The following is a 20,794-nucleotide window of genomic DNA, read 5'->3' as shown; positions in this document are numbered from 1 at the left end:
GGAGAGTAACGATGGCCGGCGCAAAAGAGATACGTAATAAAATCGGTAGTGTTAAAAGCACACAGAAGATTACGAAAGCAATGGAAATGGTAGCAGCTTCAAAAATGCGTCGTTCTCAAGACGCAATGGAAGCTACTCGTCCATATGCAGAAACAATGCGTAAAGTGATCGGTCATTTGGCTAACGGTAGCCTTGAGTATAAGCATCCTTATCTTGAGGAACGTGAAGCCAAACGTGTTGGTTACATCATCGTTTCTACAGACCGCGGTCTATGTGGCGGCTTGAACATTAACTTGTTCAAGAAAGCTATGTTAGACATGAAAGACTGGTCTGAGAAAGGTGCTGACGTTGAACTGGCAATTATCGGTTCAAAAGCAACAGCATTTTTCAACAACAGCGGCGCGAAAGTGGCGGCTCAAGTTTCTGGCCTAGGCGATAGCCCAAGCCTTGAAGACTTGATCGGTTCTGTAAGCGTAATGCTGAAGAAATATGATGAAGGTGAATTGGATCGCCTGTTCGTAGTGTTCAACAAGTTTGAAAACACTATGGTACAAGAACCAACGATCGATCAATTACTTCCTTTGCCTAAATCGGATAGCGAAGACATGCAGCGCGATCATGCTTGGGACTACATTTATGAGCCTGAGCCAAAACCACTACTAGATGCACTATTGGTTCGTTACGTCGAATCTCAAGTGTACCAAGGTGTGGTAGAGAACCTTGCTTGTGAGCAAGCGGCTCGAATGATTGCAATGAAAGCTGCAACAGACAACGCTAGCGACCTAATTGATGACTTAGAACTTGTGTACAACAAAGCCCGTCAAGCGGCAATCACACAAGAACTTTCTGAGATCGTTTCAGGCGCATCAGCGGTTTAATCGCTTTTCGGTTAAAGCTTAGGTAAAACTAAATAGTTAGAGGATTAACGATGGCTACAGGTAAGATCGTACAGATCATCGGTGCAGTAGTCGACGTAGAGTTCCCACAGGGTGAAGTACCACGTGTATACGACGCTCTGAACGTTACTGAATCTAAAGAACGTCTAGTTCTTGAAGTTCAGCAACAACTTGGCGGTGGCGTAGTTCGCGCAATCGTAATGGGTAGCTCTGATGGTTTACGTCGTGGTTTGACAGTAGAAAATACTGGCGCGCCAATCTCAGTACCAGTAGGTACTAAGACCCTAGGTCGTATCATGAACGTTCTAGGTGACGCGATTGATGAGTGTGGTGAAATCGGTGCAGAAGAGCACTACGCAATTCACCGCGAAGCGCCTAGCTACGAAGAGCAGTCTAACGAGACAGCACTTCTAGAAACAGGTGTTAAAGTAATCGACTTGGTTTGTCCATTCGCTAAGGGTGGTAAAATCGGTCTATTCGGTGGTGCAGGTGTAGGTAAGACCGTTAACATGATGGAACTTATCAACAACATCGCACTTCAGCACTCTGGCCTATCTGTATTTGCAGGTGTAGGTGAGCGTACTCGTGAAGGTAACGATTTCTACTTTGAGATGCAGGAAGCAGGCGTTGTAAACGTTGAAAAACCTGAAGAATCTAAAGTAGCGATGGTTTACGGTCAGATGAACGAGCCACCAGGTAACCGTCTACGTGTTGCACTGACTGGTCTAACAATGGCAGAGCGTTTCCGTGACGAAGGTCGTGACGTTCTACTATTCGTAGATAACATCTACCGTTACACGCTTGCAGGTACTGAGGTATCAGCACTTCTAGGCCGTATGCCTTCTGCGGTAGGTTACCAACCTACACTAGCGGAAGAAATGGGTGTTCTACAAGAGCGTATCACGTCAACTAAGCAAGGCTCTATCACGTCTGTACAGGCGGTATACGTACCTGCGGATGACTTGACTGACCCATCTCCAGCAACAACGTTCGCGCACTTGGATGCAACGGTTGTACTTAACCGTAACATCGCAGCTATGGGTCTATACCCAGCGATCGACCCGCTAGATTCAACTTCACGTCAACTAGATCCACTAGTAGTTGGTCAAGAGCACTACGATATCGCTCAAGGTGTACAACGTACACTTCAGCGCTATAAAGAGCTTAAAGACATCATTGCTATTCTAGGTATGGACGAGCTATCTGAAGAAGATAAGCAAGTTGTATCTCGTGCTCGTAAGATTGAGAAGTTCCTAACTCAGCCTTACCACGTAGCGGAAGTATTTACAGGTGACCCAGGCGTTTACGTACCTCTTAAAGAGACTCTACGTGGCTTCAAAGGTCTACTAGCTGGTGAATACGATGACATTCCAGAGCAAGCGTTCATGTACTGCGGTACTATCGACGAAGCTATTGAGAATGCTAAGAAGCTATAAGGCTAACTAGGAGGCGATATGGCAGCAATAACCTTTCATCTAGACGTAGTAAGTGCAGAGAAAAAACTTTTCTCTGGCCTTGTTGAGACGTTTCAGGTGACCGGTAGCGAAGGTGAACTTGGTATTTTCCATGGTCACACACCGCTGCTGACCGCTATCAAGCCTGGTATGGTGCGTATTGTTAAGCAGCACGGCCACGAAGAAATTATTTATGTTTCTGGTGGTATGGTAGAAGTTCAGCCTGGTACAGCGACTGTACTGGCTGATACAGCTATCCGTGGTGAAGAGCTAGACGCAGCAAAGGCGGAAGAAGCTAAGCGCAAGGCTGTGGAGAATATCCAAAATCAGCATGGCGACATGGACTTCGCACAAGCGGCCGGTGAACTGGCTAAAGCCATTGCTCAGTTACGAGTTATCGAACTGACAAAACAGCGTCGTTAATTTTACAGAAATTATCGATACTGAGATAAAGGCGACCTAAGGGTCGCCTTTTTGCGTTTTTAGATAAGCCATATGCGGTACACCAATCGTAGCAAGTAACTGGTCATCCTAGCTTGTTAAAACGCTCGATAACTTCGTTAGAAATTTTGACTGTAGAATAGCTACTTATCGAAAATTTCTGCCTCGTTCTCAAGCTTTTTTCCTGCGCTATTTATGATCACTTACTTACTGTGATTGGTCTTAAATCATCAGATTATTTAATTTGTTAGCGAAAAACGGTTACAATATCGTCTTAACTAAAATAACGTCAGATAGGTTGTTCCAATGAATTTCAGCGCGGTTATCCTCGCGGCGGGTAAAGGCACTCGCATGTACTCAAACACACCAAAGGTGCTGCATACCCTTGCGGGTAAGCCGATGGTTAAACACGTTATCGATACTTGTAACGGCTTGGGTGCACAAAACATCCACCTTGTTTACGGTCACGGTGGCGATCAGATGAAAGCGACTCTTGCTGAAGAGCAGGTTAACTGGGCGCTACAAGCGGAGCAACTGGGTACTGGTCACGCAGTCGATCAAGCGTCAGAACACTTTGCTGATGATGAGAAAGTACTGGTTCTTTACGGTGACGTTCCACTGATCTCAGCTGAAACCATTGAAAACCTACTAGATGCACAACCAACTGGCGGCATTGCGCTACTGACTGTTGTGTTAGATAACCCAACGGGTTATGGCCGTATTATTCGTAAGAATGGTCCAGTGGTTGCTATCGTTGAGCAGAAAGATGCGACAGACGAGCAAAAACTGATTAAAGAGATCAACACCGGCGTTATGGTCGCGACAGGTGGCGATCTTAAGCGTTGGTTGTCTGGCCTGAGTAATGACAATGCACAAGGCGAGTACTACCTGACTGACGTTATCGCAGCTGCTCACGATGAAGGTCGTGCGGTAGAAGCGGTACACCCGAACAGCCCTATCGAAGTTGAAGGCGTTAACGATCGTTCTCAGCTTGCTCGTCTAGAGCGCGCTTACCAAGCGGAACAAGCAGACAAACTGCTAAAGCAGGGCGTTATGCTACGTGACCCAAGCCGCTTCGACCTACGTGGTGAACTGCAGTGCGGTATGGACGTTGAGATCGATGTTAACGTAATCATCGAAGGTAGCGTAAGCATTGGCGATAACGTGACTATCGGCGCTGGCTGTGTACTGAAAGATTGTGAGATCGACGACAATACTGTGATTCGTCCATACAGTGTAATTGAAGGCGCGACGGTTGGTGAAGACTGTACGGTTGGTCCATTTACTCGTCTACGCCCTGGTGCAGACATGCGTAACGACTCACACGTGGGTAACTTCGTTGAAGTGAAGAATACGCGTCTAGGTGAAGGCTCTAAGGCGAACCACCTGACTTACCTTGGCGATGCAGAGATTGGTCAACGCGTTAACGTTGGTGCCGGTGCTATTACTTGTAACTATGACGGCGCAAACAAGTTCAAGACCATCATTGGCGATGACGTGTTTGTTGGCTCTGATAGTCAGCTGATTGCTCCTGTTACGATTGCTAGTGGTGCGACGGTGGGAGCAGGTTCAACGGTTACTCGTGATGTCGCTGAAAGCGAACTGGTGATCAGCCGTGCTAAAGAGCGCAAGATTGCTAACTGGCAGCGTCCAGTGAAGAAAAAATAGTCACATCGATTATTGAACAATAGATATATGAAAGAGCCAGTTACGTGTGTAGCTGGCTCTTTTTATTGTGCGCTGCTCGTAATATCAATCGTCGACTAATACCAATCGTAGTAAATAATTGCTCACCCTAGCTTGTTAAAATGCTCGATAACTGCGTTAGAACTTTTTGATACCTACTTACAGTGGTCCTTCAAAGCTCTGTGGTACTTTCGCTCTAGGCTTTTATCTATTTCAAATCGCTGATCAGACTAGTCTTGGTTATCTTCTGCCACCACGCGCGAGTTATCCGGCGTAGAGAAGTGTTGAGACAGCTCTTTATTCGAGAAGATGTAACCAAACCATAAGCCACCTAAACAGATGACGATAGCAACACCGGTCACACTCAATGCTTGGCTTGCCATTGCTGCAACCAGTGCACTCGCTAGGCTGCTGATACAGATCTGTAAGCTGTTCTGTAGGCCTGCAGCTGTCGCTGGACTCTGTTTAGCACTTGATAACGCACGGTTTACTACGATTGGGTAAAGTGCGCCATTTGCCACTGCAATCAGACAGAATGGTGCGAGCAGTGGCCAGATTGATGTTAGTTCCCATTGTGAGGCGATAAAGATAAGCATTGCTGCCACACTGAACAGGCCCACTAAGTTGCGCAGTACTAAACCATCACCGTACTTCTTCACTGCTTGCTTACCAAAGTAGCCACCCGCCATAAATGCGATTGTTTGTGGGATGAAGCTCAGGCCAATATCTTTTGCTTCATAACCTAGCTGAGCCATGATCTCTGGCATACCCGTTAGGTAGGCAAAGAAAGCGGCAGATGCTGAAGCGAACATCAGTACATTACCCAAGTAAGGTTTAGATTTAACTAGCGCCTTAATATCAGATTTAATAGAGGTTTGTTTTACCTCTAGCTGTTCTTTTGGTTGAGCCATTGTGGTTGCAACCAATAGTGCGCCCATTAGCGTTAGAGTAATGAAGATGCTGTGCCAACCAAAGTTATCCGCTAGAAGCACACCCAGTTGAGGCGCCAGTGCAGGAGATAGCGCTACCAAAGGCATGATGGTTGCAAAAATTTGTTGGCTGCTGCTTTGTGAATAGCGCTTGATGACCATCGCTTGCCAGATCACAGCAGGAGCACACACACCGATTGCTTGGATAAAGCGCAGTGTCAGTAGTTGCCAAACCTCGGTGCTAAAAGCCAAACCAAATGATGCTGCGGTAAACAGAACTAGACCAACCGCTAGCGTATTGCGGTGACCGTATTTATCACTCGCTAATCCCCATAGCAGTTGACCCATAGCCATACCGCCAAGGAACACAGTAAGAGATAGGGCAATCTGCTCTGGGCCAGTTGCAAAGTCGATCTCCATCGCCTTAAATGTAGGTAGATACATATCGGTCGCGATAAAACCTAGCATTGAAAGTACTGCAAGGTAGACCAATTGAAATTTAGAAATATTCATAAGATGCCATTACGCTGTTGTAGTGATGTATTTATCATCAAAAAAATTGTTTGATATACAGGGGTGAAGGTCCCTGTTTATTTATGCTGACATTCTATTTTTCGGATCTGATAAAATAAAACGCTAAAATATGTGGTTATCAATCAAAAAATTTGAAGGCTTATGTTCTCTAAATCATCGTTAGAAATGCTCGACACTGTGGCGAGGTTGGGAAGTTTTACGGCTGCGGCAGAGCAACTGCACAAGGTGCCATCAGCGATCAGTTATGGGGTTCGTCAGATAGAGCAAGAGCTTGGTGTGCTGTTGTTTAAGCGTTTGCCAAGAAAGGTTGAGCTGACACCTGCCGGAGAGGTGTTCATCGAAGAGGCGCGCTCTCTGTTGCGCCAGATGGAGGAGATCAGTGCCCAGACCAAGCGAGCAGCCCGAGGATGGAAAAAGACTCTGCGCTTAACCCTAGACAATGTGGTTAAGCTCGACAAAATGAAGCCGATGATTGAAGAGTTTTACGAGACCTTTGATTTTGCTGAACTGCAGATCAATATGGAGGTGTTCAACGGCTCTTGGGAGGCGATCGCTCAAGGGCGTGCCGATATTGTGATTGGTGCTACTTCTGCAATTCCTGTTGGTGGTGACTTTGAAGTCAAAGAGATGGGGACGCTCGATTGGGCGTTTGTTATGTCGCCCAGCCACCCGTGTGTGCGAGAGCAGAACCTTGATGAAACCTTTGTCAGTCAGTTCCCAGCCATCTGTTTAGATGACACCTCGAGCGTGTTGCCCAAGCGTCATACGGGTCACTACGCCAACCAAAGGCGCTTGCTACTGCCTAATTGGTACAGTGCTATTGAATGCCTTAAGAGTGGAGTAGGGGTTGGCTATATGCCACGTCATATTGCAGCTCCTATCATTGAACAAGGCTTGCTGGTGGAAAAAATACTGCCAGAGCCGAGCCCTTTAAGTCAGTGCTGCCTGGTGTGGCGCAAAGACGACAATCATAAGTTGATCGAGTGGATGGTGAATTATTTAGGATCCAGCGATCAACTGCATCGAGATTGGTTGGATCATCGTAAAGCGATCTAGTTGAACGATCTTTATAGTTAAGATCAAAAAGAGCGAGTCAATGCTCGCTCTTTTTATTAAATAACCACTGTTAGGACAAGAAGAACTTGTAAGAAGGGTTATCGGTTTCATCTTTGCATTGATAGCCAAGTTCACGCAGGTGAGTTGAGAATTGTGCGAGGTCGTCGTCACTCAACTCAAACCCACACAGAACACGACCATAGTCAGCGCCGTGGTTACGGTAGTTAAACAGGCTAATGTTCCAGTGTGTGCCTAGCGTATCGAGGAACTTGATCAGAGCACCTGGGTATTCTGGGAACTCAAAGCTGTACAAGCGCTCTTTCAATGGCTTGGATGGCTTACCACCAATCATATATCGGATATGCAGCTTCGCCATCTCATCATCAGAGAGGTCGACGACCGGATAACCACCCTCACGAAGATCAGAGATAATGCTCTCAAGCTCTTCCTGACCACCATTGAGACGCACACCAACGAAGATGTTCGCTAAGCTACTATCGTTTTGACGATAGTTAAACTCAGTCACAGCACGGCCGCCAATGATATTACAGAACTCAAGGAAAGCGCCTTGGCGTTCTGGAATCGTCACTGCAAGTAGACCTTCGCGTTTTTCGCCCAGTTCACAACGCTCAGACACATAGCGCAGACCATGGAAGTTGGTGTTGGCACCAGACAATACCGTCGCCAGTTGCTTGCCTTGCAGTTGGTTCTGCTCTGCAAACTTTTTCAAACCAGCCAGAGCAAGCGCACCAGAAGGCTCGGCAATCGCACGAGTATCCTCAAAGATGTCTTTTACTGCAGAGCAGATCTCGTCACTAGACACGGCAATGTGACCATCGATGTACTGCTGGCATAGGCGGAAAGTCTCTTCACCAATGCGCTTAACCGCAACGCCATCGGCAAACATGCTGACCTGATCCAGTACTACTGGCTCACCCGCATCCAATGCCGCTTTGAGGCAAGAAGAGTCTTCTGGCTCTACCGCAATCACTTTGATTTCTGGCATTAACTGCTTAATCAGCACAGCAACACCAGCGGCTAGTCCACCACCACCAACGGGTACAAAGATATAGTCGAGATGACCATTCTGTTGCAGCATCTCCATACCCATGGTGCCTTGCCCTGCGATCACCAATGGGTGATCAAATGGTGGCACAAAGGTGTAGCCGTGTTCTGTTGAAAGGCGTTCTGCTTCAGCTTTCGCTTCATCAAAGTTGCTGCCGTGCAGAACCACGTTGCCACCAAAACCACGTACCGCATCCACTTTGATGTCTGGGGTGGTTTTTGGCATCACAATCGTGGTCTGAATGCCTAGCTTAGAGCCAGACAGTGCCATACCTTGAGCATGGTTACCTGCTGATGCTGCAATCACACCGGCGGCTTTCTGTTGCTCAGAAAGACTGGATACCATGTTATAGGCACCACGCAGCTTGAACGAGTGAACCGGCTGACGGTCTTCACGTTTAAGCTGAACCTGGTTACCGATACGTGCGCTTAGGCGTGGCATCTCTTGCAGCGGTGTAACGATAGCTGCTTCATAAACTGGAGCTCTTAATATCTGGCGCAGGTAGTCTGCACCAGATTGTAAACGGGGCGTTGAGGTGTCATCACTCATAGATTAGCCCTCAAGTTTCGACTTATCGCGCACTGCGCCTTTATCGGCACTGGTTGCCATGCTTGCGTATGCTTTAAGAGCAAATGACACTTCGCGTTGGCGGTCTGCTGGTTTCCAGCCAAGCTCATCCTGTTTCGCACGACGAGCAGCAAGCTCTTCTTCTGGAACGTCTAGTGAGATAGAACGGCTCGGGATATCGATAGTGATGATATCGCCATCTTGAACAAGGCCAATCGTACCGCCACTTGCTGCTTCTGGAGAGGCGTGACCAATAGATAGACCAGACGTACCACCAGAGAAACGACCGTCTGTTAGCAGTGCACAAGATTTGCCTAGACCCATAGACTTCAGGTAAGTCGTTGGGTACAGCATCTCTTGCATACCAGGGCCACCTTTAGGACCTTCGTAACGGATTACAACCACTTCACCCGCTTTCACTTTGCCACCTAAGATACCTTCTACCGCTGTATCTTGGCTTTCGAATACGATCGCTGGACCTTGGAACTTAAGGTTCTCTTCATCCACACCTGCCGTCTTAACGATACAACCGTCAATCGCGATGTTTCCAGATAGAACGGCTAGGCCACCCTCTTGGCTAAATGCGTTCTCTTTAGAGCGGATACAACCATCGGTGCGGTCGTCATCTAGGCGGTCCCAGCGGCAGTCTTGAGAGAAAGCTTTAGTGGTACGGATACCTGCAGGGCCAGCACGGAAGAACTTAAGAACGTCTTCATTCTCAGTTTGCATGATGTCGTATTCAGCAAGCTGTTGCTGCATTGTCATGCCAAGAACAGTACTTGTTGAGCCATTGAGTAGGCCCGCGCGGTCTAGTTCACCCAGAATCGCCATTACACCACCGGCGCGGTGTACGTCTTCCATGTGGTATTTTTGAGTAGATGGTGCCACTTTACATAGGTGAGGAACGCGACGTGACATCTCATCGATGTCATTCATATCAAAGTCGATCTCACCTTCTTGTGCTGCTGCTAGCAGGTGAAGAACCGTGTTACTAGAACCACCCATTGCGATATCGAGTGCCATCGCGTTCTCAAAGGCTGCGCGGTTAGCAATGTTGCGCGGTAGTGCTGATTCATCACCTTGGTCGTAGTAGCGCTTAGTCAGTTCAACAATGCGCTTACCAGCATTGATGAATAGCTGCTCACGGTCAGCGTGGGTCGCTAGCATAGAGCCGTTACCTGGCTGAGATAGACCTAGTGCTTCAGTCAGACAGTTCATTGAGTTTGCTGTGAACATGCCTGAACAAGAACCACAAGTTGGACAAGCTGAACGCTCGATCTGCTCACTCTGAGCATCTGAAACCGTTGGATCGGCACCTTGGATCATCGCATCAACAAGGTCTAGCTTGATGAGCTGATCAGAAAGCTTAGTTTTACCCGCTTCCATAGGGCCACCTGAAACAAAGATCACTGGGATGTTGAGGCGCATCGCGGCCATCATCATTCCCGGAGTGATTTTGTCACAGTTGGAGATACACACCATCGCGTCGGCACAGTGTGCATTGACCATGTACTCTACAGAGTCCGCGATCAATTCACGTGAAGGCAGCGAGTAAAGCATGCCGCCGTGACCCATCGCGATACCATCATCGACGGCAATGGTATTGAATTCTTTAGCGATACCGCCTGCTTTTTCGATTTCACCTGCGACCAACTGACCCATATCTTTAAGGTGAACGTGGCCTGGAACAAATTGAGTGAATGAGTTTACAACTGCGATGATTGGTTTGCCGAAATCATCGTCTTTTACGCCCGTTGCACGCCAAAGGGCACGAGCACCCGCCATGTTGCGGCCGTGAGTTGTAGTTGCGCTGCGATATTTGATTTTTGGAGCCGAAGACATTTGCTACTTCCTTATAAATTATTGAGCTGAAGGTGCTTGTTCTGGGTAAACGTAATCCAACCAGCCCCACTTATCTTCTGTGGTGCCGTTGAATAGGCCAAAGTAAAGGTCTTGCATTACTTTAGTGATTGGGCCGCGTTTACCACAACCGACTTCAATCTTATCAACTGTACGTACTGGCACGATTTCAGCTGCTGTACCTGTCATGAATATTTCATCTGCTAGGTAAAGTGCTTCACGTGCAATATTGGCTTCACGTACTTCATAGCCGCGATCGCGGGCTAGAGTCATGATGCTGTCGCGTGTAATACCAGGTAGGATCGCGCTGGTCGCTGGTGGCGTTGTGATTACGCCGTCTTTCACGACAAAGATGTTCTCACCGGCACCTTCTGACAGGTAACCATCAACACTCAGTGCGATACCTTCATCGTAACCGTGACGACGAGCTTCACCACCAACCAGTAGTGATGATAGGTAGTTACCACCCGCTTTTGCTGCGGTTGGGATGGTATTAGGTGCTGCGCGATTCCAGCTTGAAATCATCGCATCTACGCCGTTTTCTAGTGCTTCTTCACCTAGGTACGAACCCCATGGGAAGGCGGCGATGATTAGGTCCATCTCAGTATTTTCTGGAGGACATACACCCAGGCCAACATTACCGACAAAGCCTAGAGGGCGGATGTAGGCAGACTCAAGCTTATTTTGACGCAGTGTTTCGCGTGTGGCTTCCATGATCTCCTCTTCCGTGTAAGGAATAGGGAAGCGGTAGATCTTGGCTGAGTCTTTTAGGCGCTTCGCGTGCTCTGGGTGACGGAAAATGATTGGGCCATTTGGCGTGTTGTAGCAACGAACCCCTTCAAATACTGAAGTACCGTAGTGCATAGCGTGAGTTAAGACGTGAACGTTCGCCTCAGCCCAAGGAACCATCTCACCATTAAACCAAATGTAGTCTGCTGTTTTTGCTGTCATGTTTGCGCTTCCTTATGCACCAATCTTTTGTTGTAAGTTATTGTTTGGTAGTTCGTTACGGCTAATGGAAATCACATCGACAGTGCGTACATCCCATAGCTTTTCAATCTGATTAACCAAGAAAGAGATAGGGCGGTCGCTATCAACGATGATTTCAACACTCGCGATTTTGCTCTCATGGTTCTGCGTACCGGCAACCTGCTTAACGATGAAACCACGGTGACGAATAACACGAAGAACACGCTCTAATAGTACCGGCTTATCGTCGGCTTTGATGTCTAATAAATATCTTTCCATGTTACGTGTTCTCCAACATATCACTGTTTGATGCACCAGGTGGTACAAGTGGCCATACGTTCTCTTCTTCGTCGATCAGGACATGCAGAAGGTACGCCGTTTTGCTCTCAAGCATCTCTTTGATGGCTGGCTCAACTTCTTCCTTCTTGGTGATGGTTTTGCCCGGAATATCGAAGGCTTTCGCGAGCATTACGAAATCAGGGTTGTCATCTAGGATGGTTTCACTGTGACGACCATCGAAGAACAGCGATTGCCATTGACGAACCATACCAAGGCGCGAGTTGTTAAGTAGCACCATCTTCACTGGGATCTGACGACGTTTAAGTGTCCCAAGCTCTTGAACATTCATCATGAATGAACCATCACCTGAGATAAGAATTGATTGATCATCCGGGCGAGCAACGGCTGCTCCCATCGCTGCAGGCAAGCCGAAGCCCATGGTGCCTAAGCCAGCTGAGGTGATAAAGTTCTGCGGCTGACGAGGTTGAATGTGCTGCGCAGCCCACATCTGATGTTGACCAACGTCGGTCGAGACAATTGAGCTATCCGGCATCATGTCTGAAAGTTGCTTAAGCAGCAGTGGTGCGAAGATTAGGTCACCAGGGTGGTCATAGCGCCACTTAAATGTGCTGCGTAGGCTCTCGGAGTGGTGAACCCAAGGACTGATGTCTTGAGTCAGCTCTAACTGAGGAAGAATGGTGTTGATGTCACCACGCAGTGGAGCGTGAGCATGACGAAGTTTGTGGATCTCTGCCGCATCGATATCGATGTGGATGACTTTTGCATGAGGAGCAAAGGTATCCAGTTTGCCCGTTACTCGGTCATCAAAGCGTGCGCCGACTACGATCAGTAGATCGGATTCTTGAACGACTAAGTTAGCCGCTTTGGTGCCGTGCATACCTAACATACCTAGGTAGTGAGGGTCATCACGCTCGATAGTACCCAAGCCTTTCAATGTGCTGACTGCTGGCATTGGGTTAAGACGCAAGAACTCACGTACAGAATCGGTTGCCTTTGCCAGTTGAACGCCACCACCCACATAAAGAACAGGGCGGGTGGCTTGAGAAAGGACTTGTTGTGCCGTCTCGATCGCTTCTTGTGGTGCTACAGGTATCGCAGGTGGTGTGAAAGAAGGAAGAACTTCTACCGGAGCTTCTGCAAGTTGGACATCTTTGGCGATATCAACAATAACTGGGCCCGGACGACCGGTTTTAGCCACTTCAAAGGCTTCTGCTAAGGTTGGAGCAAGCTCTTCAATGTTAGTAACGAGGTAGCTGTGCTTGGTACAAGAGAGAGACATACCGATCACATCCATTTCTTGGAAGGCATCAGTACCAATGTGGGAGCTAGCGACTTGGCCAGTAATTGCGACGAGGGGGATTGAGTCCATAAATGCATCGGCAAGGCCGGTGACTAGGTTAGTGGCGCCTGGACCAGAGGTCGCCATACATACTGCAACATCCTGAGTGGCTCTCGCCATTCCTATGGCGGCCATTGCAGCACCTTGTTCATGACGACATAAGATGTGTTCCACACCACCGTCGTACAATGCATCGTAGATTGGCATTATGGCACCACCTGGATAACCAAATACGGTATCTATACCCTGTTGCTTCAAAGCGGATACGACTAATTCTGCACCTTTCATCGTAAATCCCCCTGGTTACCGGTATTTTGGTAACTATTTCTTTTGTTGCTGCACATCGTGTGCTCCCATTCTTCCTGTCTATCGGCGTAGCCGAAAATGCTTCAAAATATAAAAATCGAATCTATAAATTAGAAAAAACCCCCGGACTTGTCAGTGCGGGGGTTTTAAAAATTTGTGGCTATTTTTTATCCACACGCCCCCGCGTCGTCATAATAATGACCACGATAATCAGGTTAATCAGTGCGTATAGGCGTGTGTTTAGTGTCATAAAATTCGAGCTTTCTCGTCGATTGTCGTATGTAAAACCATCTATCTCTAGTGTTATCACAGAAAACTGTTTCATGACAAGCAAAATGTCATTCTTTTTTCACATTAAAAACTAATTCCACCAAGCTATATAACAACCTTATAGCTTTGGTGAGGAAAGAATACCCAGGCTGAATACTTTTAAATCAATAACAAAGGAAAGCTATGGGACTCGCAATTATTCATAGTCGCGCCAGCGTCGGTGTGGAAGCGCCTGCGGTCACCGTTGAGGTGCATATCAGCAACGGAATGCCAGGGTTCTCTTTGGTTGGGTTACCAGAGACAACGGTCAAAGAGTCTAAAGATCGCGTGCGCAGCGCGATTATCAATTCACGCTTTGAATTTCCGGCTAAACGCATCACAGTCAATCTTGCTCCTGCTGATCTTCCGAAAGAGGGAGGGCGGTTCGATCTGCCGATCGCTCTGGGTATCTTAGTCGCTTCTGAGCAGTTGCCAGAAAGTAAAGTATTGAGTCATGAGTTTATTGGTGAGCTCGCTCTGTCTGGCGAGTTGCGCACCGTCAAAGGAGTATTACCCGCCACATTGGCGTGTGATAAGGCGAATCGTGCGCTGGTGGTTCCGCATGATAACGGTGAGCAAGCGGCTTTGGTTGGACAGGGGGAACATAAATCTGCTCAGACATTATTGGAGGTCTGCGGTTATCTTTGTGGTCAGAATACATTAGATCTAAACGATGTATCTGAGCTGCGACATCAACCACATACCACTCGAGATCTGCAAGACATTATTGGTCAGCAGCAAGGTAAACGAGCGTTAGAGATCGCGGCGGCTGGCAATCATAACTTATTGTTTTTAGGTCCACCCGGTACGGGCAAGACCATGCTTGCCTCACGCCTTTGTGATTTATTGCCTGAGATGAGTGATGACGAAGCGATGGAGACGGCTTCTGTGGCGTCACTCACTCAGCAGGAGATCAATCAATACAACTGGAAGCAGCGTCCCTTTCGTTCGCCACACCATTCAAGCTCTATGGCGGCACTGGTGGGCGGTGGTTCTGTGCCAAGGCCGGGAGAAATATCGTTGGCGCACAATGGACTGTTGTTCCTCGATGAGATGCACCATCACACTTTTTGCTATAATTGCTAACTATACACTTTTAAATGTGAGAAAAAATTCTAGAATATTGATATGTGTTTAGTAAAATCTTGGTGTGATTCATGACTATTAGATATGAGATAGTTACAACTGAAGTTAAGCCTTTTACTTATCAGACTCCTTTAATCGACATAAATGATAATGGTGAGCCAGAAGTACACTTCTCGCAAAGTAAATCATCACATGTGTACATCAAGAGAATTACTTTTCTTAATCTTGTAGGAAGAGATAAGAGTGGCAATGTTATCTCTTATGAACCGATGGATTACGTAAATCAGTTTTTAATGTCACATCATATAGATGATGATAAGCAAGAATCCGATCAGTATTCGAAAGGGCTGGTACATTTCTTTTCATTTTTGATTGCATTACAGGAGTTGTGGGATCAGGAACTAGAAGAGAATCTATATGAAGATGGTGTTGATTCTCCTCGCCCAACTTGGGATTACATGGCACCTCGTAAAGCTAACCGTATAACCTACCAGTATAGAGAGGCTTTACGTCAATCGGTGTTGAACGAGCCTGACCCTGAATATCGCTTAGCCAGAACAACAGCAACAGCCTATATGAATGCTGTAATTAAGTTTTATACGTTTCATCTACGTCATGGTTTTCAATTCAATAATCCACCCTTTGATCATGAGGTCGTCACTATACATTATCAGGCTAATGGAACTTCTATGAAGCCATACATGAAGAAGGATGTTCATACCACAGATCTAAGACTCAATTTCCCCAAATCTAGGCGCAATGATGGAGGTGTTATAGAGAATTTCAGACGTGACTTGAGACCGTTATCTGAAGCACAGTGGAAAGAGGTTGAGCATATCCTTCTACATACACGAAGAGTCATCAAAAGTGTAAGCGGTCAGAAGAAAATGGTGAAAATCGCAGAAGAATACTGCCTTTTCTTCTTAGTCTGTCGTTACACAGGTATGCGAAGAGAGGAAGCTGCAAGCCTTCATTTAGGTCAAATCATCCAACCTGTATTAAATGGTGCTGAATTTAAAAAACCTATATTACGCATTGGCATTGGTGGGCAGTATGGCTCTTTAACTAAGACAAAAGGAAAAGGGAATAAATCAAGGCGCACAATAATACCCAGCGCCATTATGAGCATTTTGTATGATTACTCCCGTTCAGACCGTTATCAGGATCGATTGAACAAATTTCAGGAGCAATGTAAATCGAAGCGAGAAGCTGGGGACGTAGCCTTTTTTGAGGGCGATGATTCGGTAGATGAAGGTAAGCAGTATCTATTCTTAAGCGCAAAGGGCATTCCATTTTTCTTGAAGTTAAATGAACTAAATAGTCGGTGGATTGAAGTTCGTAATACGGTGAGTGAAAAAACTAATAGGGAGTTTGATTTAAGTATTCATAATCTTCGTTCAACTTTTGCAGTTAACTTATTTCGTCTGTTTCTACGGAAAATGACCGCAGACAAGGCGTTAACTTATGTATCAGAGTTGTTAGGGCATGAAGATATTAAGACTACGACAGAATACCTGAAAATTGCTCAAAGCGATCCAACGGGAGATGAGATCTATGAGGATGTCCTTGATTGGTTAGGTGTATTTGATGACCTAGATGAGGCGGAAGGAGTCACAATACATTCATTGTCATCAGAGGTAAATCATGATTAATGAAGAAAAAACCTCATTATCATCATCGAGTAGAAGAAAAGCCTTAAAACCCATCAAGAGAGTTTCTCATCGCTCTAATAGCATAGATGTGCTTAGAGTGGATGATATGAGGCTATCTGTTGAGGGTGCCCCGACAGCATATTTTAAGCGGTTAAAGTACAAGGGCTGTCCCCCTCTTGCTAGAGGTGCTAACGCTGGAGCGCTCGATCCAAAGCATCAATATATCAATATGAATCGAGATAAGTTTGTACGCACTATGTATCGACTGTTTGAACCAGTATCTAATGTTACGTGGTTGAAGGGGCATATGTATGAACTTATTAAATATGTTAGATGGCTAGATGAAAACAGTATCGATTTAGTAGAAGAAGATTACTTCCCTATTAATGTGTTGAATGAGTACCTAGATTGTCTTGAGGAACAAGTTCAGAGTGGAGCGAAAAAAACTAGAAAGAAGAGCGCTAGAGATGCACTAGCAGCAATATTGAAGCAGCTCGGTAGAGATGGTGACACTAAAAAATTACGTACAGCAGAAGCTAAGGATCGCAATCCATTTAAAGGTATGGATATCGAGTCAGAACTTAAACCCGTTGCTAAAGTTATGTTTCGTGGTTATCTAGGACTAGAAAAGCATATAAGAAGCAAGACTATTCCAGAAATTCACCCCATGTTTGATGAGGAGTTGTTTTTTAAGGCAGCAGAAAAGGAAGGATGGACTCCAAGACAGATAGCAGGCAGGAAAACAGGCTTTATAACTGCGGTTAACTTACGTGAGAGTGGCTTTAAAATAGGCTCAGAGGAGCTTTGCAAAAATCAACTAACTCGCTTAGCTGTGATGATCTCATTTATGTTTACAGGAATAAACTATACGCCCTTACTCACTATGCGCCGTAGGGATGTAAAGTTTAAGCAAGTTGGTGGCAATCGATTCTTGTTTGAAACGATCAAAAAACGCGCTAATGGAAAAGACCAAGACAATGCAATAGGTTTTTCCAAAAGAGCAAAGGAGTTCGTTGAATCTTGGCTGGCGGCATCTTCTTTGATTACAGGGGATGATAGCAATGCATGGCTGTTTCCTTACATCAGAAAGGATGGATCTGTAGGGAATTTCATAAACTCTAATTCGCAGGCACAAGTTCAAGTAAATAAGTACCTTAAGTCAATGGGGTTAGCTCGTATCAACTCATCAGTATTGCGACAGACCAAACTTGATACCCTAATGAAGGTGACAGAGGATATTTATTTGGTATCGCTTTCAGCTAATAACTCTGTAACAACCATTAAGCGTCACTATAGCGTTGGTTTAGAACAGGATCATGAGCGCAATTTAAGCGCAAGTATGGATGCTAAATATGCAATGGCATCAGGAGTTAACTTAAAGGAAGCTGTAACTCAAGCAAAGTATAAGTTTCACGACATCCTATCTGAATATGACTATAGAAAGCTGAGGAAAAACAGCTCCTATACACCGCTAGGTGTGAGGTGTGAAGGTAATAAGAATACAAAGGACTCTGTATCTCGTGAATTACAGAACCTCAATCTGGATATGCCTATAGAAGAGCAGAAATGTACCAATTTTTTAGGGTGCTTTGAATGTAAAAGTCATGTACTTGTTGCTGCTGTGAATGATATTTGGCTCATGCTTTCATTCTTCGACGTCATAGCTGAGTTGAAAGCGGCTCCAGCTTTTAACTCACTTCCTAAGGACGAGTTTCATAAATTGGAAAACACCATAATCTCCATTCTTGATAGGTTCAAAGAGAAATCAAAGACTAACTATCAACTAGCAGTAGAGAAAAATAACGTTAATCCACACCCATTATATTCTGATATTCGAAGTTTAAATGATCTGCTAGAGGTATTTTGATGCAGGGAAGTAGTTCTAAAATATTCTCATCTCCAACAAAGAATCTTGGTGAAGTTGTCACTCGAACAAGTAGTGGTGAGCCGTTGAGCTTTCAATATGACGATGAGTGGGATTTTGTTGGTACACAAAATGTTGGTATTGGTAAAACAACAAAGGTTAGCTTTTGTGCGATAAAGAACCCTTTACAAAAGAAAGCTATTCAAGATGTTATGTATGATTTTTATCAATCAGAGAAATCCAAAGGTAAAGCCCCTTCAGTTGCGTTGATGGTGGCTCTTAGAGGTAATTTAATTAGAGTAATCTCTTGTCTGTCCTCTGAAGATTGGAGTTTATTAAATAATGACTCTGAATACCGATTGTTTAAGAAACAGTTAAAAATTAAGGAATATAGCAAGGGCACCATTGAGGGACTTGTTTCATCCTTAAATAAACTGAACGATCTTGATAAGCATTCAAGGGCGATTGATGGGAATGAACTGTATGAGTTAGCAAAGGATGATTTGCAAAAACAGCATATTGCATTGCCGATTCGCATACACCAAACCATCTTGTCTCATTGCATTAAAACCGTGGAGAGATACCACCCCCTTCGTCATGAAATCTCACGAGTAATGGATGAAGCCCATGCAATACAAGAGCAGGTGAAAAATGGGGAATTGAAATTAAATAACTGCTCCACAATATCAATGCATCCCAGAGATATAAACCGAAGAACTCAAAGGCTTTGCAAAGCAAAGATAAAACATGCAATCCCAAACTTTAAGTTAGTATTCAACGGCTCATGGCTCACAGGGATATTAGTTGATTGTATTATGGTTGTAGCCCTATTCTCAGGTGCTCGAATTGGAGAGATTTTTAGTTTTGATAAAGATAGTTATGTTGAAAGAGATACCATAAGCGGCAACAAGATTTCGATTCTTAAAGGCCAGACAACGAAAGGTAATGGTGGAGTAGAAAAAGCTGAAGTATGGCAAACACATCCCATCGCACAAGAAGCTATAGAGCTAGCTAGTGATATGATGCAGTTTGCTCGCAAAAGGTATCGTGATGCTTTACAAAGAGATTTTTCAAATGGAAAAATCATTCAAGACAAGTATGAAAGAGCTATGAAGGAAACCTCAGTAGCCTTCGTTGCTCCAGATCTAACTGTTACTAATAAAAGCAACTATGTTCTTAGTCTCGCAAGCATCAGCGCCAACAATAAATCTATATTTAAGAGGTTGGGCCTATCGGCAACACCAGAAGATGTTGAAGAATTTGATTTGCTTAACCCGACCCGTAGTGGTCAGCTAATTGTTGGAGGATTTTTACCTAAATTGTCACCTCATGATTTTAGGCGTAGTTTTGCAGTGTTTTTCAAAAGGTATGGTTTCGGTAATTCTCTCTCTATTAAGTTTCAGTATAAACATAAAAATATCAACATGTCTGACTATTATGCGAACAATGCAGAACTGACGGCGATGAATGATGTTTTACTCGATAAAGACCTGTTAACTATGTTCGAAGAAGAAGGTATTCAGCTAGGAGTTGATATTTTTGATGAAATCTACAACAAAAGTGAGCACTTAAGCGGTGTCGAAGGCGAAAGCATACAACGAGATAAATTCAACAGGCTAAAAGCTGGGCACAAAGTTTATATGAGCCGTAGTGAAATTGATGGCTTGGTTCGAAATGGATCACTTTCTGTAGTTATGCTGCCTACAGGAGGGTATTGTACCAACACTAACTGCGACAGGCTGTGCGGCATCGAAGGGTTTATAGCTGAAAAAAAAGTTTGCCCCCATCAAGTATTCACTGACAAAACGGCAAAAAAGCAGGCGCAACTTAGAGTTCGATTGATCAAAAAATTTCGAGCATTTAATGATGGTGATGAGATAAACAACCTTATTCTATCTGGCATCAAACAGAAGATTAAACAGATTGAGTCATTATTAGACGACCACAAGATTAACTACATCGCTTTTAATGACAAAATTGAGGGCTGCTATGCAAGGTAAAAAATCACTCACAGAGGCAAGGTTGCATGAAGCTTTGAATCGTTTACTTAATGGGAAGCCGACTCGCGTTAAGACTACAGGCAAACTTACTCTAAACAAAATAAATAATGAAGCTGGCCTCGGAAATAGTTATGTCCATAAATTTCATGATTTTATTGCTTACGCTAACCCTATCATTGCCGAATTTAACGAGGAAAAGCGAAAGTTGGTAGAGGAGGGTTTTTCTATCTCTGACATACAACTAACTGAATTGGAAAAGCTAAAAGCAGAGAAAAAACGAGAAAGGCAGTTAAAAGAAAAATATAAGCATGAACGGGATGATGCTAGAAAAGCAAAGGTAGAGTTAGAAGCGCTGAACAACTCTTTGATGTTCAGGTTATACGAGTTACAGGAAGAACTTGCACACATCAAGGGTACAGTTATTGAGAAAAACTTATCATAAATTCTCAAGTTTTCTTTTAAACAACTGTACAAGTTCTG

Annotated in this window: 15 protein-coding genes and 1 pseudogene; 10 read left to right on the top strand and 6 right to left on the bottom strand. The window is 45.0% G+C overall.

All coding sequences use genetic code 11. The features are described from left to right. The first annotated feature begins 11 nt into the window (after positions 1-11). From atpG to glmU, 4 genes are all read left to right on the top strand, one after another. The gene (gene atpG, locus vsple_RS14190) at positions 12-878 is read left to right on the top strand and encodes a F0F1 ATP synthase subunit gamma (protein WP_255229559.1); all 867 of its coding nucleotides are present in this window, start codon (positions 12-14) and stop codon (positions 876-878) included. A gap of 50 nt (positions 879-928) precedes the next feature. Continuing rightward, positions 929-2,332: a F0F1 ATP synthase subunit beta gene (gene atpD / locus vsple_RS14185; RefSeq protein ID WP_261882307.1), complete on the top strand. Its 1,404-nt coding sequence runs from the start codon at positions 929-931 to the stop codon at positions 2,330-2,332. An 18-nt stretch (positions 2,333-2,350) separates the two neighbouring features. Further along, a complete protein-coding gene (locus tag vsple_RS14180; RefSeq protein ID WP_032548643.1) occupies positions 2,351-2,773 on the top strand; it encodes a F0F1 ATP synthase subunit epsilon in 423 nt (140 codons plus the stop codon). Positions 2,774-3,097: 324 nt separating this feature from the next. Continuing rightward, complete coding sequence (gene glmU, locus vsple_RS14170; protein ID WP_255229561.1) at positions 3,098-4,459, top strand: bifunctional UDP-N-acetylglucosamine diphosphorylase/glucosamine-1-phosphate N-acetyltransferase GlmU; 1,362 nt, start codon at positions 3,098-3,100, stop codon at positions 4,457-4,459. Positions 4,460-4,707: 248 nt separating this feature from the next. On the opposite strand, the gene punC is transcribed toward glmU, so the two are convergent. Next, entirely contained in the window at positions 4,708-5,919 is a 1,212-nt protein-coding gene (punC, locus tag vsple_RS14165) for a purine nucleoside transporter PunC (protein ID WP_261882306.1), read from the bottom strand. A 162-nt stretch (positions 5,920-6,081) separates the two neighbouring features. Here punC and punR point away from each other — a divergent pair, with 162 nt between their 5' ends. Further along, complete coding sequence (punR, locus tag vsple_RS14160; protein ID WP_261882305.1) at positions 6,082-6,996, top strand: DNA-binding transcriptional activator PunR; 915 nt, start codon at positions 6,082-6,084, stop codon at positions 6,994-6,996. A gap of 70 nt (positions 6,997-7,066) precedes the next feature. Here the strand turns inward: punR and ilvA are convergent, their stop codons facing one another. From ilvA to ilvG, 5 genes are read right to left on the bottom strand one after another with little or no spacing between them, the layout of a single operon-like run. After that, the gene (gene ilvA / locus vsple_RS14155; protein WP_261882304.1) at positions 7,067-8,611 is read right to left on the bottom strand and encodes a threonine ammonia-lyase, biosynthetic; all 1,545 of its coding nucleotides are present in this window, start codon (positions 8,609-8,611) and stop codon (positions 7,067-7,069) included. A 3-nt stretch (positions 8,612-8,614) separates the two neighbouring features. Next, positions 8,615-10,471 carry a dihydroxy-acid dehydratase gene (ilvD, locus tag vsple_RS14150; RefSeq protein ID WP_261882303.1) on the bottom strand — a complete coding sequence of 619 codons (1,857 nt, stop codon included), beginning with the start codon at positions 10,469-10,471 and terminating at the stop codon, positions 8,615-8,617. Between the two features lie 18 nt (positions 10,472-10,489). After that, entirely contained in the window at positions 10,490-11,440 is a 951-nt protein-coding gene (locus vsple_RS14145) for a branched-chain amino acid transaminase (protein WP_255229565.1), read from the bottom strand. Positions 11,441-11,452: 12 nt separating this feature from the next. Next, a complete protein-coding gene (gene ilvM / locus vsple_RS14140) occupies positions 11,453-11,737 on the bottom strand; it encodes an acetolactate synthase 2 small subunit (protein ID WP_032548651.1) in 285 nt (94 codons plus the stop codon). A gap of 1 nt (position 11,738) precedes the next feature. After that, the gene (gene ilvG, locus vsple_RS14135) at positions 11,739-13,385 is read right to left on the bottom strand and encodes an acetolactate synthase 2 catalytic subunit (protein ID WP_261882302.1); all 1,647 of its coding nucleotides are present in this window, start codon (positions 13,383-13,385) and stop codon (positions 11,739-11,741) included. A gap of 471 nt (positions 13,386-13,856) precedes the next feature. Between ilvG and vsple_RS14130 the strand changes: the two are divergent. The 5 genes and pseudogenes from vsple_RS14130 to vsple_RS14110 form a co-directional block, all read left to right on the top strand. Continuing rightward, positions 13,857-14,768, top strand: a pseudogene (locus vsple_RS14130) (YifB family Mg chelatase-like AAA ATPase); the annotation flags it as partial. A 101-nt stretch (positions 14,769-14,869) separates the two neighbouring features. Further along, the gene (locus vsple_RS14125) at positions 14,870-16,450 is read left to right on the top strand and encodes a site-specific integrase (RefSeq protein WP_261882301.1); all 1,581 of its coding nucleotides are present in this window, start codon (positions 14,870-14,872) and stop codon (positions 16,448-16,450) included. Next, on the top strand, positions 16,443-18,317 hold the full coding sequence (locus tag vsple_RS14120) for a hypothetical protein (protein ID WP_261882300.1): 1,875 nt from the start codon (positions 16,443-16,445) through the stop codon (positions 18,315-18,317). The genes vsple_RS14125 and vsple_RS14120 overlap by 8 nt, the downstream gene beginning before the upstream one ends. Beyond that, positions 18,317-20,314 (top strand): hypothetical protein, encoded by a 1,998-nt coding sequence (locus vsple_RS14115; protein ID WP_261882299.1) that lies wholly within the window; start codon positions 18,317-18,319, stop codon positions 20,312-20,314. Before vsple_RS14120 ends, vsple_RS14115 begins: the two co-directional genes overlap by 1 nt. Beyond that, positions 20,304-20,756, top strand: a complete 453-nt coding sequence (locus tag vsple_RS14110; RefSeq protein WP_261882298.1) for a hypothetical protein — start codon at positions 20,304-20,306, stop codon at positions 20,754-20,756. The genes vsple_RS14115 and vsple_RS14110 overlap by 11 nt, the downstream gene beginning before the upstream one ends. Positions 20,757-20,794 lie beyond the last annotated feature (38 nt).

Source organism: Vibrio pelagius, assembly GCF_024347575.1.
GTDB lineage: Bacteria > Pseudomonadota > Gammaproteobacteria > Enterobacterales > Vibrionaceae > Vibrio > Vibrio pelagius.
Note: the sequence above shows the minus strand (reverse complement) of the source record. Positions and strands in the feature narration are given on the sequence as shown.